The 15,347-nt window shown below is 45.0% G+C and carries 14 protein-coding genes; 3 read left to right on the forward strand and 11 right to left on the reverse strand.

Going from position 1 to position 15,347, the window contains the following annotated elements:
• Positions 1-13: 13 nt before the first annotated feature.
• The 11 genes from secDF to FEM55_RS20695 all read right to left on the reverse strand — a co-directional run bounded on the left by secDF (position 14) and on the right by FEM55_RS20695 (position 12,618).
• Positions 14-2,986: a protein translocase subunit SecDF gene (gene secDF, locus FEM55_RS20645; RefSeq protein WP_138283290.1), complete on the reverse strand. Its 2,973-nt coding sequence runs from the start codon at positions 2,984-2,986 to the stop codon at positions 14-16.
• A 183-nt stretch (positions 2,987-3,169) separates the two neighbouring features.
• On the reverse strand, positions 3,170-3,523 hold the full coding sequence (locus tag FEM55_RS20650; protein ID WP_138283291.1) for a hypothetical protein: 354 nt from the start codon (positions 3,521-3,523) through the stop codon (positions 3,170-3,172).
• Between the two features lie 140 nt (positions 3,524-3,663).
• Positions 3,664-4,785 (reverse strand): DmpA family aminopeptidase, encoded by a 1,122-nt coding sequence (locus tag FEM55_RS20655; protein ID WP_138283292.1) that lies wholly within the window; start codon positions 4,783-4,785, stop codon positions 3,664-3,666.
• Between the two features lie 242 nt (positions 4,786-5,027).
• Positions 5,028-5,987, reverse strand: a complete 960-nt coding sequence (locus FEM55_RS20660) for a DUF4249 domain-containing protein (protein WP_229209357.1) — start codon at positions 5,985-5,987, stop codon at positions 5,028-5,030.
• Positions 5,988-6,020: 33 nt separating this feature from the next.
• The gene (locus FEM55_RS20665) at positions 6,021-8,393 is read right to left on the reverse strand and encodes a TonB-dependent receptor (protein WP_138283293.1); all 2,373 of its coding nucleotides are present in this window, start codon (positions 8,391-8,393) and stop codon (positions 6,021-6,023) included.
• Between the two features lie 234 nt (positions 8,394-8,627).
• Entirely contained in the window at positions 8,628-9,119 is a 492-nt protein-coding gene (gene folK, locus FEM55_RS20670; RefSeq protein ID WP_138283294.1) for a 2-amino-4-hydroxy-6-hydroxymethyldihydropteridine diphosphokinase, read from the reverse strand.
• A gap of 87 nt (positions 9,120-9,206) precedes the next feature.
• The gene (rpmB, locus tag FEM55_RS20675; protein ID WP_090384950.1) at positions 9,207-9,446 is read right to left on the reverse strand and encodes a 50S ribosomal protein L28; all 240 of its coding nucleotides are present in this window, start codon (positions 9,444-9,446) and stop codon (positions 9,207-9,209) included.
• Between the two features lie 92 nt (positions 9,447-9,538).
• Positions 9,539-10,225 carry a response regulator transcription factor gene (locus tag FEM55_RS20680; protein ID WP_138283295.1) on the reverse strand — a complete coding sequence of 229 codons (687 nt, stop codon included), beginning with the start codon at positions 10,223-10,225 and terminating at the stop codon, positions 9,539-9,541.
• Entirely contained in the window at positions 10,225-11,475 is a 1,251-nt protein-coding gene (locus FEM55_RS20685; RefSeq protein ID WP_138283296.1) for a sensor histidine kinase, read from the reverse strand. The genes FEM55_RS20680 and FEM55_RS20685 overlap by 1 nt, the downstream gene beginning before the upstream one ends.
• A gap of 26 nt (positions 11,476-11,501) precedes the next feature.
• Positions 11,502-12,362, reverse strand: coding sequence for an N-acetylglucosamine kinase (locus FEM55_RS20690; protein ID WP_138283297.1), 861 nt, complete (start codon positions 12,360-12,362; stop codon positions 11,502-11,504).
• Between the two features lie 13 nt (positions 12,363-12,375).
• Complete coding sequence (locus tag FEM55_RS20695; RefSeq protein WP_138283298.1) at positions 12,376-12,618, reverse strand: cytochrome b5 domain-containing protein; 243 nt, start codon at positions 12,616-12,618, stop codon at positions 12,376-12,378.
• Positions 12,619-12,753: 135 nt separating this feature from the next.
• On the opposite strand from FEM55_RS20695, the gene FEM55_RS20700 reads away from it, so the two are divergent.
• The 3 genes from FEM55_RS20700 (at position 12,754) to FEM55_RS20710 (ending at position 15,298) form a co-directional block, all read left to right on the forward strand.
• Positions 12,754-13,209 carry a hypothetical protein gene (locus tag FEM55_RS20700; RefSeq protein ID WP_138283299.1) on the forward strand — a complete coding sequence of 152 codons (456 nt, stop codon included), beginning with the start codon at positions 12,754-12,756 and terminating at the stop codon, positions 13,207-13,209.
• A gap of 87 nt (positions 13,210-13,296) precedes the next feature.
• Entirely contained in the window at positions 13,297-14,316 is a 1,020-nt protein-coding gene (thiL, locus tag FEM55_RS20705) for a thiamine-phosphate kinase (protein WP_138283300.1), read from the forward strand.
• Between the two features lie 133 nt (positions 14,317-14,449).
• Positions 14,450-15,298 carry a hypothetical protein gene (locus FEM55_RS20710; RefSeq protein ID WP_229209358.1) on the forward strand — a complete coding sequence of 283 codons (849 nt, stop codon included), beginning with the start codon at positions 14,450-14,452 and terminating at the stop codon, positions 15,296-15,298.
• Positions 15,299-15,347: the final 49 nt, after the last annotated feature.

Here is a 15,347-nt window from a genome sequence, read left to right on the forward strand (position 1 = left end):
TATTCTTTAAAACCTATGCTTTAATTTTTTTTCCAGCAACCGGTGAAGTAGTATCTGTAACAGTAAGTGCCGGCTCTTTTGATTTCTCACGCTGTAAAAGATCCACAACAATCGGGGCTGCCACGAACAGAGAAGAATAAGTACCAACAATTACACCAAGCAGCATACAGAATGTAAATCCGCGGATGACAGCACCGCCGAAGATCATCAATACAACCAGTACAAGTATTACCGAGATACCCGTTACGGCCGTACGGCTGAGCGTACTGTTCAATGCGTTGTTGATAACCGTTGACATGCTTTGTCCGCGTGACCGTTCATCGTTCAGATAATCACGGATACGGTCATAAATTACAACGGTGTCATTCATTGAATATCCGATCATGGTCAGGATTGCACCGATGAAAGCCTGATCAATGTCCAGCGACCATGGCAGCCATCCGTTGAACAAGGAGAATATGGCAAGAATAATCACAACGTCATGCGCAAGCGAAACAACAGCGCCGTAACTGAATGCAACACGTTTGAAACGAATCAGAATGTAGATAAAGTTGGCAGCAAGCGCAAGCAGAATGGCATACACAGCAGATAACAGCGTATCGTAAGCCATTGTAGGACCCACTTTATTGGAGCTGACAATTTTTGCAGGGTTGCCCTTTATCTGGGAAATACCCGACAGGATTTTAGCCTCGGCCTTCTGGTCTGCATCCGGCCTTGTGTCTTCAATCAGATAAGGCGTTGTAATTTTAACCTGATCAAGGCCACCAAAAGTTTTAACTTCTGTTGTAGAACCCAGTTCCGTATCCATAATTGTTCTCAGATCATCCGCATCAACCGAATTCTCAAAACGGACAACATAAGAACGTCCTCCTTTGAAATCAATACCCAGACCAAATCCTTTGAAAATAAACGATCCTACTCCGATGGCAATGATAATCGTAGAGATAATGTAGAAACGACGACGCTGCGAAACAAAGTCAAAGTTGTTGTCCTTAAACCAGTTTTTGGTAAGGTTAGTATAAAAATTAAAGGTCTTCCCGTTTTTAATCTGGTTTTCAAGCAACAGACGTGTGATGAAAATAGCCGTAAACAAAGAAGTAATCAAACCAATTACCAGCGTTGTTGCAAAGCCAAGCACAAGACCCGTTCCGAAAGTATAAAGGATGATACCGGTAAGCAACGTTGTAACATTGGAGTCAATAATGGCAGTCAGCGAGTGCTTGAAACCATCCTGCACAGCCTGTCCGAATGGCTTGCCGTCTGCCAGTTCCGCCTTGATCCCTTCATAGATCAGTACGTTCGCATCCACGGCCATACCGATGGAAAGCACAATACCTGCAATTCCTGAAAGCGTTAAAACGGCTCCCAGAGATGCCATTACTCCCAAAAGGAAGAACAAGTTGATAAGCAATGCAATATCCGCGATCCAGCCAGCCTTGTTGTAGTAGGCAACCATGAAAACCAACACGATAACCAGACCGACAACTGAAGAGAGGATACCGTCACGGATTGCTTCCGCGCCCAGTGAAGATCCTACAACAGCTTCTTCCACAATGTGCGTCGGAGCAGGCAATTTACCGGCTTTAAGCACGTTGGACATGTCTTTTGTTTCTTCAACGGTAAAGTTTCCTGTAATGCTCGAATTACCGTTCGGAATTTCACCTTGCACTGTCGGAGCCGTATAAACCAGATTGTCAATAATAATGGCAACCGGACGGTTAATGCTGCGGGCTGTTAATGAACGCCATTTACGTGCGCCTTCACCGTTCATACGCATTGTAACTTCTGGACGACCGCGTTCATCGTAGTCATGCGTTGCATCCACGATTACGTCACCTTCCATTGCAGGCTCGCCATTTGCCTTTTTGATAAAGTACAAAGGCAGGATCAATTGATTGTTTGCACCTTCAGTTCCTTTACGGTCCCACATGAAAACAAGGTCTGCAGGAAACAGTGAACGAACTTCCGGACGCTTAAGGATTTCGTTTGCACGTGCTGTATCTTTCAGGTAAACGCCCAGTCCCTGCGGCATTGGCACAAACAGGCTGGTTAAAGCTGCGCTCTGAGCTGCAAGCGCGGAAGAATCGGAAACTGTAGAATCGGATTTCTGTTCAAGCTGTGCGGCCAGTCCGCCCAGGCCTGTTTTCTTCGTAGTATCTGTTGCTGCTGCGGTAGCGGCAGGCTTTGCAGTGGCTTTTTTGATTTCATCCTGTTTGGCCAGGTATTTTCCTAGTCCGTCCAGCGCAGGCGCAACTTCATTGGTAAGATATACTTCTGCAAATTCCAGTCTTGCAGCGCCGGAAAGCAAACGACGTACACGCTCCGGATTGTCAACGCCCGGAAGTTCTACTAGAATGCGGTTCTGACCCGGAAGACGCTGAATATTCGGGTTTGTAACACCGAATTTGTCAATACGCGCCTGTGTAATCTGAAATGCGCGATCGATGGAACCATTGATTTCCGTATTCAGCATTTTGATCACATCGCCATCTGAAGAGTTGCTGCTGATTTTTCCACGGTTGGCACTTGTTGCAAAAATGCTCGCCAGACTGGTGTTCGGAGCAGCTTCTTTATATGCCGATACAAAGCGATTGATAAAAGTGCTGTTGCTGGCTGCTTTATCTTCACCGGCTTTTTTCAAGGCACTCTGAAATGCCGCACTGCGCGCATTTCCGCCTGCCATTCCTTTCAGAATGTCGGCAGGAGAAACTTCCAGCACAACGTGCATACCGCCCTGAAGGTCAAGTCCCAGGTTAAGTTCGCGTTCGGTAACTTCCTGCAAAGTATGTCCTAAATAGACATCTTCACGCCACAATGAGTCAATATAGCGTTGCTTTTTTGACATATCCACTTCACCTTTTGCATCCGTTGCAAAAGTCAGCGCTTTGTTCTTTATGTTCCTTGAAACGAAGGTAAAAGAAAGATAATAGACGCTGATCAGGGCAATCACAATGGTTAGCCCTAATATTCCATTCCTATTGGCCATTTGGTTTGATTATAAAAAATTAAATAAAATTCTGTGAATATAACGAAGTTGTAAAAAGCCTGTAAACAGGCAACGAAAGCTGAAAAATCAATGATTGAACAAATCAAGGCATTTAACAGAGACAACGGAAACAGGCTGTATCAAGTATATGGAGAAATAACGTTCAATCGCCTGAAAAGGTATTCAGGGCGCGTTGGTGACTAACGTTCTTCCGAAGATCCGGTGAAAGTAGGAAAAAAAGAAAAAAGGCTCTTCAAAAGCAACTTTTACAATTGCCTTACCGGAAACAAAATGCCAGTCAGGCTGCGGCAGAAAATAAAAATAATGGGAAAAATCGTATGAAATGGCGGGCGTGATAACCGCATCAAGCGACAGCGTACTTACTTTCGCCTGATCGGACTTCGATGAGCCCGAAAAATCCTTTTTTGTAAAATCCTTGCTTGCTTTCTCAGCCTTTGAAGCATAATCCTGAACGGAACCATGATGTGCAGGCCAAGACCGCATTCCTGCAACCATCAGAAGGATGATGGCCAGCATTAAGCTGATTGTCTGATTAATAACCTTTGCAGTCTTCAAGTCCAAGAGCGGGATTCCAATTAAACGGCAAATTTTCATTTAAAAAATCACAATCGCAAATTTTTTATGAGGAAAGAATAAAAAGTCGGGCAAAGTATCGGCTATTGCTTCAATCTGCCATATTTTCGCATGATTCCCAGCAGTTTATCTTTCGGAAGTTCTTCAACCTTGTGGCCTTGCGTGCCCTCCGAAGTACGCGCCATCAAAAGTGAATTGATAATGGCTTCCTCCGTAGATTCCATGGCAGCAAGAAAAAGCGGCGACACATAATCATTATGCAAATAGTTGGCACTGAAAGTGGATTCCGAAGTTTCATGCAAAACCCGGTTGGCAGTAGAAAAGGCAATTACATAATCGCCGCTGCCGTTTGATGCAATGCCGCCTGTTTGCGCCATGCCCATAAAAACCCTTTTGGCAAGTCGTTTCAGATTTCTGGCGTCCAACGGCGCATCCGTAGCTACAACCATCATGCATGAGCCGTCCGAAGATTTATCCAGCGATTCCTTGAATGCGTATTTTCCCATTTCTTCACCTACAGGTACGCCGTTCACTTTCAGCACACCTCCAAAGTTGGTCTGCACCAGAACGCCGACCGTGTAGCCGCCCAGATTTTTAGGAAGTTTCCGGGATGACGTTCCGATGCCTCCTTTCCAGTTGAAACAGACCGTTCCCGTTCCCGCGCCTACGTTGCCCTCTGTTACCGGCCCGCTTGCTGCCTGCGCCAACGCGTTGAGGACATGCTCCTTTTTTATATATCTGCCTCGGATATCATTCAGGTAACCGTCGTTTGTTTCTCCTACAACCGGATTTACAGATCTTACATTTTCATTGCCTTTCTGCATTAATGTCCAGTCAATGATTGCATCCGCTGCTGTTAGGACACTCAGCGTATTTGTCAGTATAATCGGCGACTCCAGCGTTCCAAGCTCTTCCACCTGCGAGTAGCCGGCCAGTTTACCAAAGCCGTTGCCGATATACATGGCAGCCTGTACTTTCTGCTGGAAAAGATTTCCGTCATGCGGAAGTATGGCCGTTACGCCCGTTCTTACATCAGCACCTTCCGACAAAGTAACCTGCCCGACTTTTACGCCTGCAACATCAGTAATGGCATTGAGGCTGCCCGGAGAAAGCACGCCGATTTTAATCCCCAGTTCCCTCGAACGTTTCTGTGCAGCAGCAGAAAAAGTTAAAAGCATTAAAATGACCAGTATGTTTATTTTCATGATCGGGTGTTTGATGTAGCTGGTGGCTGTTAGGAAAATACGCATTTAGTAAAGACAGACTTTAAAAACTTTCATTCAGCTTGTTTTTACCTTCCTTATATTGAAATAAGCAGTTGATTGAATTTAGCCCGGATGAGCATCTTTTACAAACTAAAAGCTCAAAGCTAATCGCCAGAAGCTGTTTATAACAAAAAACCGCTGGCAAACTGAATTGCCAGCGGAACATCATTTTATAAAAAACCTTAATCATCGTCCGGACGGGCTTTTGCCGGATCAATAACCGTTTCTTTCCGACTGATTGCCGAAGCGCCAAAAAAGCCAAGTGCCTTCGGCCCGTCTGGATTTGCATTGATGACATTGGACCGGATATTCGTGATCGGCGTTGCAAACAATCCGCCGTTGGAAGCCTGTTCACGGATCTGGTTCAGGTATTCAAAAGTTTCATTGGTTATGCTGTGAAGTTCCACACCCACGGATGCACCGGCAGAATATAGTGAATCCGTTGTAATGGATTCACGCAGCGGAAGGATAAAAATCAGTCCGTCCGTAGCTGCGCCGGAGCCAAATGCGGCGTCATATGCAATGGAAATATTGACGGCTTTGTCCACAACTGCTTTGCCGCCTACATATGGTTTTATCCAGTACGTATCGCCTGAGCCGGCGAAATCCCTTGCATAAAATTGCGCTACAAATCCTTCTCTCGGACCTTTGTCGGGTTCAAAAGGCAGCTTTTCATTTCGGTAAACCACAGAATCCACGGCCGGAACCCGTTTTATTTCGGTAACTGCGGAATACATTTCTGCGCCGTTCCTGATTTTTAATGTATAAGTTCTTCCGATCTGCCCCAAAGTATCGGCATTGGAAGCGCCCCATATATACGTTCCGTTTGCATCGGCATCTTCAAATTCAAAGGTTTTTCCAAGATTATCCGTAACGGTAACTTCCGCGTTCAGTACAGGCTTTGGCGCATTGTTATTGAAATAATTTGCGGACCAGGTCAGTTTGATGGTTTGCGGACCGGCTTCATTCGTAATCCATCCATCCACAACCATTTGCTCCGGGCCGGTTTGTGTTTCAAGGTCAATAACATCTTCACAGCTTATAAAAAAGAAACAAGCGGCTGCACAAAGCATGTTTACGGCTGTATTTCTGACTTTTACATGTTGCAGGAAATTTTTCATCATCCGATTTTTTTCTGGCATAAGAAACTGGTTTTTACTTGTAAAAACCAGTTTCTAGAATTTAAAGTTATAAGTAATTGTCGGAATGAAGCTCCCGATAACCGCGTAACGGATGGCCTCGGTCTTGAGCGGCGTATCTTCATTGGACCTTGTATAAACCGAGAATGGATTCCGGCGGTTGTAAACATTGTAAACTGAAAGCACCCATTCGCCTTCTCCGGATCTAAACAGTTTGCGTTTTGCCTTTAACGTTGCTGCAAGGTCAAGACGGTGATAGGCAGGAATTCTGTTGTTGTTTCTGGAACCGGCATAATTGTTTGCAATCGGCCATCCGCCCCATTCGTAACGATTGGTCGGAAATGTTGCCGGCGTTCCGGAAGTAATCGTAAAGTTGGCCGAAAGCGACCATTTTTTGTTCAGGTCGTAAATAGCAACGGATGTAAAGTTGTGCGGCTTGTCAAAACGCGCAGGAAACCATTCATTATTACTGACTGTCTCCACAAGCCGTTCCGTGCGTGAAAGCGTGTAACTTACCCAGCCGGTCAGTTTTCCTTTATTTTTCTTTACATAAAATTCAGCGCCGTACGCCCGGCCTTTTCCAAAAAGGAGATCACCGGCAACAAACCGGTTCAAAAGCAGATCGGAACCCGGCACATAATCAATCTGGTTATAGAGTTTTTTATAATAAACCTCAATCGAAGCTTCATACGTATTATCCCTGAAATTCTGGAACCAGCCCAACGCAACCTGATCGGCTTTTTCCGGGCGGATATTGACTGAACTTAATGTCCATACGTCCAAAGGCGAACTGGCAGCCGTATTGGACAAAAGATGCAGATATTGCGCAGTACGATTGTAACTTGCTTTAATAGAAGCATTGGAAGTCAGGCCGATATTCAGCGAAGCACGTGGTTCCCAGTTTCCGTAACTTTTAATTACATCTCCTTTTTCATACTGGTTGCCGGGAAATACAGGCCGCTTGCGCTGCCCTTTTGAAATTTCGGCATACTGATATTCCGTTCCTGGCCCAAGACTTCTGAAATAGGAATACCGAATGCCGTACTGCAAGGAAATCCGGTCTGAAAATTTCTGTTCGTTGCCGATGTACAAAGCCGACTCGTCCGCATACCTCGGATCCAGGCTGATGTCCGTACTCTGGCCTTCCGAAACCGCCGTTGCTCTTCCGGGACGCGTATCGTAATAAATGTATTGTCCGCCAAAAGTCAGCTGATTATTCGGCGTAATGTAAAAAGTGAAATCGGGCTTTATGCTTTTACTGATGATTTTGGATTTCCAGTCAAAGCGGTCCTTGGCACTCGGGTCGTTCTGGTTCTGGCCGAGCGAATAATCGTAATTACTGTAAAAACCGGTCAGGTTCATAAATAATTTATTCGAGAAAATATGGTTCCAGCGGGCCGTAGCCGTAGCATTTCCCCAGCCAAAGCCAAAATCGCCGCCACCGAAAACATCTTTTCCAAAATAGCCTGAAGCATAAAACGTATCCTTGTTTCCAAGCTGATAATTCACTTTGGCCGTAAGGTCATAAAAATAAAATCTTGAATCTTTCAGATCGGAATTCAGAAACGGTTTTGCCAGAATGTCAATATAAGACCGGCGGCCGGCTACTATAAATGATCCTTTTCCTTTTGCAAACGGCTGCTCATACGTAAGTCTTGAAAAAATAGTCCCGATTCCGCCGTTTATTTCACGCTTTTTTGAATTTCCTTCTTTCATCCTTACATCAAGAATGGATGAAATACGCCCGCCGTACTGCGCCGGGATTCCGCCTTTAATCAGCTTTACATCTTTGACAGCATCCGGATTGAAAACCGAGAAAAAACCAAATAAATGGGATGAATTATAAACCGGAGCTTCATCCAGCAAAACCAGATTCTGGGAAATATCGCCTCCACGCACATTGAACCCGGACGCGCCTTCTCCAACGGAAGTAACGCCCGGCAAAAGCTGAATGCTCCGGATCAAGTCCACTTCACCGAGCAAGGCAGGCATTTTGCGTATGGTTTTCATTTCCACTTTGTTTACGGACATTTCGATGCTCCGGACATTTTCATCTTCCTTTTGCGTAGAAACCGTTACTTCCTGAAGTTCATTGCTTTCGGTTGTCATTTCGATGCTTTCCGTTTTGTCAGCATCAAGGGAAATGGATTTGGTTACTTTCTGAAAGCCGATATAGCTGAAAACAAGTGTATAGGAACCTGCCGGAAGTGTTATCGAGTAAAATCCGTACGCGTTTGTAACCACGCCGGTGCTCGCTTCCCGCACGTAAACCGATACGCCGATAAGCCCTTCGCCATTGGACTGATCCTTGACATATCCGCTGACGGTATGCCGGTTCTGAGCTTCTGCCGGCAGGCTTATGCTGAATATACCCAGTAAAAGAAAACAACAAAGTACCTTATATTTCATATGCTTTATTTTGATAATTTTAAAAGACAAAATAGAACTTTTCTGTTTTGCCGAAAATGCTTGGATCAGGATTCGAAACCTGTTTTCTGATAATACAATTCAGGCTTATGACAAGTCGCAGACAAAGCAAGTGTTAATCAGCTTAATATGACACAAAAAAATGATGAATCCCTCAAAATAAAGAATAAGTGGCTAAAAGCCCTGAATGAAAAGCCAGATCCAAATAGCATTTTTTTAGGAAATCCGCGCGACTATGCCTTCATCACTGCATTCGGACAACAACTGAAAAGAAGTTTTATGAAGAAGCGGGTTAATGAAGTCCGGCGCTATTTCAGCCAGCGGGATTAAAGTAAAGCGGCGGTCCTGCAGGCGTGGGTGCGGTACGGTAAGCCGGGCACTGTCCAGAATCAAATTGTTATAATAAAGCAGATCAATATCAATAACCCGTGCGCCCCAGCGTTCGTAACGGACCCGCCCGAGCTCATGCTCAATATCCAGAATATTTCTTAGAATTTCTTCCGGCTCCTGCTCCGATTCGACAACAATCACCTGATTCAGAAAAGCGGGCTGATCCGTAACGCCCCACGGTGCCGTTTCATAAACGGCAGACTGAATGCTTATCTTTCCGACTTTTTCACTAATCATTTCACGAGCCATGGCAAGCGTATGAAGCCTGTCGCCCAGATTGGAGCCCAAAAGCAGAAAAATCCCTGAATTGTCAGTCATAACCGGAATATGAATTGGAAATGTACTTTACAAAAAAAGGACTTCCCGCATTGAGAAGCCCTTTTCAATAAATTCGTAAATTTTCTTTCAGAAGGTAAGCGTTCCTTTGTCGTACGCTTTTTGTATAGTTGCCTCGATACCGTTTTTGTTAATAGTACGAAGTGCAGAAGCTGCTACTTTCAACGTAACCCATTCTCCTGAAGAAGGAAGGAAGAAACGTTTCTTTTGCAAATTCGGGAAGAATTTACGCTTTGTTTTATTGTTAGCGTGAGAAACGTTATTTCCAACGCGTGTTCTTTTACCTGTAATTTGACAAACCTTAGCCATAACCTTGCAATTTTTTCAAATGAGGGTGCAAATATGCATTATTATTTTTCTTTCAGCAAATAACCGGCAAACAAATTTTATAAAAACATTGTTTACCAACGCATCCGAAAGCCAACGCCGTGTACATTATCAATGCGTATATCCGGATCGCCGGACAGATATTTTCGCAAACGGGATATAAAAACATCCAGACTACGGCCCATAAAATAATCGTCGTCGCCCCAGATCGCTTTCAAAAGTTCATCTCTGCGGATAACCAGGTCGGGGCGTTCCGCGAGGTATTTCAATACTTCGGCTTCGCGAAAAGTAAGGTTTTGCGTGCTTCCGTTTATAGCCAGTGTAAGTTTCTGAAAATCAAACGCGTATTTACCGATTCTTGCAGCATCCGTCCTGGATGCTTCCGGCTTGTCCGATTTGCTGCGGCGTAGGAATACATCAATGCGCAGTTTCAGTTCTTCAATGCTGAACGGCTTTGTTACATAATCGTCAGCTCCGAGTTTAAGTCCTTTGATCTTGTCTTCCTGAAGAGCGCGCGCCGTGAGGAACAATATTGGAACCTGACTGTCGGAACTCCTGATTTTTTCTGCCAGCGTAAAACCGTCCATTTTCGGAAGCATGATGTCGAGCACGCATATATCGAAATGCTCTTTGCCGAAAAAATCCAGTGCCTCAACGCCGTCCGTCGCATGCACGACTTCATAATCATACTCTTCCAGATTATCTTTGGTGGCAAAGGCCAGGTTCGGATCGTCTTCTACGTATAAAATTCGTTTTTTCATCAGGCTTGTTTCTGAGGTATGGTTATTCTGAATGTGCTGCCTTTTCCAAGTGTGCTTTCCAGGTCAAGATGCCAGTGATGGGCCCGTGCAATCTGCTTTACATAGCTTAACCCGATTCCAAATCCTTTTACATTATGTACATCGCCGTAAGGAATCCTGAAAAACTGGTTAAAAATCTTTTTCTGATACTCCGGTGCAATGCCGATTCCTTGATCACAAACGGCAATAACAAGGCTTTTTTCCTGATTATATGCTTCGATTTTCACATCCGGATCGCCGTTGGAATATTTCAATGCATTGTCAATAAGATTGGTGATCATGCAGCGAAAATGGAACGGATCGGCTTCAACAAAGTTATTTTCAGCTTTTGAATCAAATCTGATCCTGTCTTCAAATGGCAGCAGAATGGATTGAATTACGTTTTCTGCATTCAATATTTCCTTATTCAGCGTAAGCGCATTGCGTTCGGCTTTGGCCATTGAAAGCACCATTTCCACTTGTCCCTGCAATCGCAGAATTTCTTCCTGTACAATGCTGACGTATCTTTTATGCCGCGTTGGCTGCGATACAATCGTTTCAGAGTTGAGCACGTCGGCAGCAATGCGGATCGTGGAAATCGGTGTCTGAAGTTCATGCGTCATGTTATTGACAAAATCGCGCTGTACTTCGGAAAGTTGCTTCTGCCTTAAAATCACAAACAGTGCATATGCAAAAAAAGATACCGCCACAAGCACCAGAATCGACGACCAAATGGCACCGTTAATGCTGCCGGCAAAATACGCTTCCTGCTCCGGAAAACGTACACCGAAATAATAAGGATACTTGTCTGTTTTAATCCAGTTCGAGGTTTTGGTTGGAATCTTGTCGTTATTTTTGGTACTCAGCGACATGCCGTAACGCATCCGGTTGGTCGTACAGTCGTATATCCCAACTTCGAAATCCGCAATCAGATTGTGTTTCTGAAAGCTGTCTTTAATAAAATGTTCAAGCAAGTCCGGCTGCGTCGTTGCATTGGTATTAACAAGAAAATATTCGGGCGAAAGCTGTTCTACAGGATTGGTGGTCTGCATCACGCCATTGACCTTGGCCAGTTTTCCGGCAACATCCTGCAATGCCACATGCGCATTCTGATTGAATTGCCGGTGCCGAAGATCAAGTGCCTGTTTTACCCAGAATATCTGTGTGATGACTACGCCGATAATGAGCAGCGCAGAAAAAACAGTAAGTAATTGGATCGTGCGTCTCGACATGACAGTTTAACAAACAGAAATTTATTTTATTGTTTATCCGTCATATAATATTGTACCAGCCCTTCCAGCGGGGATTTCAGGATTCGTCCCGACCTCAGCCCTTTTCTTTCCAGTTCCTTTTTTAAAACATCCCGGTAATGCCATGCAACTGATCCGGTAAAATGCACCGGATATTTTTCTGCATGCGCATGTTTGCAAATGTACTTTTCTGTAAACAGCCTGAACGCATTCCCAACCATTTCCTGTAAAAAAGGATGACCAATATGCGCCGCTATAAACATAGAATGGGACGCAAAATACCGGTTTGGATACGGCTTTTTATACGCATTGTCCAGAACCCGCAGCCGGTCGGTTCCGGGATAAGCAAGGTTAAATGCTTCATGAAGATCCGGCGGCAGCTCATTCTGAAGAAAATGCACAACCAGTGTTTTTCCAAGATACGAACCGCTGCCTTCATCTCCGAGCCAGAACCCGAGCGAACCGATGGAATGAACAATATTTTTGCCGTCGTAAAAAGCATTGTTGGCGCCGGTTCCCAGTATGCAGGCCAGTCCGGGCTCGTGTCCGCACAGCCCGCGTGCAGCACCCAGCATGTCCGTAGCCACTTCTATTTTACCCGCAGCATTTACAACCTGACGCAATGCATCAAATACCGGTTTGCTCGTTTTTTCATCTGCACAGCCGGCACCGTAGAAAAATATACTTTCCGGATCTTCTGTCAGGTTAGGCAAAACCTGCTTCTGCAGAACCGGAACAATTTCCTCTGCAGTCTGGTAAAAAGGATTGATTCCATCCGACTGAAACCGATGCATGCCGTTCTTGCCGGCCAGAATCCAGTCCGTTTTGGTAGAACCGCTGTCAGCGATCAGATAAATTTTTGGGAGCATTTCTATAAAATGGCTATGATTCAGAAACAGGCTTCAAACGACCGATTACACTAAAACGTGCGAAAACTTTTTCCGTATGCGGCGCATCGCCAAGTTCTTTTGTAAGGTCCTGCCCTGCCCAATGTTCGTAATGATGTCCGTTCCGCCAGAGCCGCGACGAACTCACGTCGTAAATCTTTCCTTTATATGCGCACCATATTTCTTCCCGGTCCTGACCGTTTCGGAGCGCCAGCTGCGCCCGTGTATATCCTTTCATGCTATTTTCTAAAACCGCAAATTAGCAATAATGCCCTTCAGACAGGAAAATAAATGATCTTGCCGGAATATTTTGACAATAAGACTAAAATGTAGGAACTTGGCGTTTTGTTAGTAAATTCATGAAAAAGAAAATATGAAAAAAAGTTACTCTCTTCTTTGGTGTACCATGCTGGTGCTTGCAATGGCTGCAACAGGTTGTAAGGAAAAAGTAAAACCGGTTTCCGAACGTATCGCCAAAGCCTGGACTGCGGAATCTGTGAAGCACGGAAGCACGGTTGTATACACAAGAGGCGGATCAAATAACCAGACACCCGCATACTCGGCGTTCAGACTGACGCTTAATAATGCATCCGGTGCAAAAACAGCTACTTATACAGAATTTGACGGAAATACTTTCAACGGAAGCTGGGATGTTGAAAATGATAATAAATTGATCCTGAGCGGCCTTACTCCCGCTCCGACCGGAAGCGGCGGAAGAATTGAATTTACCATTACTTCCATTGAAGACGCCAAACTGGTATTGACAAGGTTAACGACAAGCCCGAAAACAGGCGGTTCCATTAATGAGTATACACTGACCAATCCATAATTACAGAGCTTTTTCCGGATAACAGTACACAGGCCGAAGCCGTTTCACAAAGAAGCGGCTTCGGCTTTTTTTACCTAATTTTGCAAGATGGAAACAAGAACTGAAATAAGCAGTCTGGGAGAATTCGGACTGATAAAAAGGATCAATAAAGGAATAAAGACCCAATTGCCGGATACAATCAAAGGAATAGGTGACGACGCTGCCGTAATTGATTCCGGTGAAGAATACGGATTGCTTACTTCCGACCTCCTGCTGGAAGGCGTCCATTTTGACTTGACTTTCTTTCCTTTAAAACACCTTGGCTACAAAGCCATTGCTGTAAATGTATCGGATATTGCGGCTATGAACGGCATTCCGCGTCAGGTTACGGTAAGTCTTGCATTGAGCAACCGCTTTTCGGTTGAAGCCGTTGACGAACTGTATGCCGGAATGAAAGCTGCCTGTACCGATTTCAACGTAGATCTTGTTGGAGGCGATACTTCTTCTTCCCGTTCGGGCCTGCTGATTTCCGTAAGTGTATATGGAAAAGTAAAAAAGGATAAAATAACGTACCGCAATACGGCAAAGCCCAACGATCTGTTGTGCGTAACCGGTGATCTTGGCGGCGCATATCTTGGCTTGCAGCTGCTGGAAAGAGAAAAACAGGTTTTTCTTGCCAATCCGGAAATGCAGCCCGAACTCGAAGGAAAAGATTATGTAATTCAGCGGCAGCTGAGGCCGGAAGCAAGAATGGATGTTGTGTATGAACTGGCCGAGGCCGGCGTACTGCCAACGGCCATGATTGATGTTTCCGACGGTCTTGCCTCCGATTTGCTGCATATATGCGCGCAATCCGGCGTTGGCGCTGTCGTTTTTGAAGAACGCCTTCCAATCGATGAACAGACTTTCCTTGCAGCATCGGAACTGAACATCGGCCCGGTAACGGCCGCATTGAACGGCGGAGAAGATTATGAACTGCTCTTTACCGTTCCGCAGGCTTCCTATGAACTGATCAGAAATAATCCCAAAATCAGCTTTATCGGCTATATCACGGATAAAAAAGATGAAGTTGTGCTGCATACCAAAGCAGACAGCCGCGTTCCGATTACGGCTCAGGGCTGGAACTGAAACAGCATTGACAAGTGAAAAAAGCACAGCCCAACGGTTGTGCTTTTTCGTTTACAACCTCACGCAACCTCCGCGCCGGTTCCATCGTAATGGCTACTAACCAATTCATCTCTAACAATAAATAATCATTACAATGACAATCTTAAAATTTACGCGCTGGCTCTTTGCAATGGGGCTTTTGGTTGCTGTCAGTATTTCCTGCTCGGATGACGACAACAATGACAATACATCGCCTGTTCCGGCAGTGGATGTGATGATCAAGGAAACAACCCTTGGAAAAGTGCTTACGGACGGAAGCGGAAAAACGCTTTACTTCTTTACAAAAGATGTAGCCGGCAATTCGGCATGTACGGGAGGCTGCCTCACGGCGTGGCCTGTTTTCTCCGTTGCCAGCCCGCGCCTTGAAGCCGGCCTGAACCCTGCCGATTTCACTACAATCACGCGAGCTGATGGCAAGGCGCAGATTGCGTACAAAGGCTGGCCAATGTATTATTACAAAGATGACGTTGCGGCAGGCGATGTAAAAGGAGAAAATGTGAACGGCGTCTGGTTTGTTGCCAAAACGGATTATACCATGATGCTTGGCAATGCGCAGCTCGTAGGAAATGACGGAAAATCGTACAAATCGGATTATACGGAAGGAACTGCCGATACGCAATTTCTTGTGGATTCGCTCGGACGTACGCTGTATGCTTTTATCAATGACAAAAAGAACGTGAACAAGTATACCAAAGCAGATTTCAGCAATGACGATTTCTGGCCGATTTACTATGCTGATATCAAGTCGCTTCCTTCTACAATTGACAAATCGCTTTTTACAGTGATTGATGTTTTTGGCAAAAAGCAGCTGACTTACAAAGGATGGCCTTTATACTATTTCGGACCTGATAGTAAAACAAGAGGAATGACAAAAGGTGTGAGCGTTCCCAGGCCGGGAGTCTGGCCGATTGTCAACAAGGAATCACCAAATGCGCCTGACTAATTCTGATTTATTACATGTAACCCGGAAAACGGCTGGTCATCTGATCAGC

It is taken from the genome of Dyadobacter sediminis (assembly GCF_005860765.1).
Classification (GTDB): Bacteria; Bacteroidota; Bacteroidia; order Cytophagales; family Spirosomataceae; genus Dyadobacter; species Dyadobacter sediminis.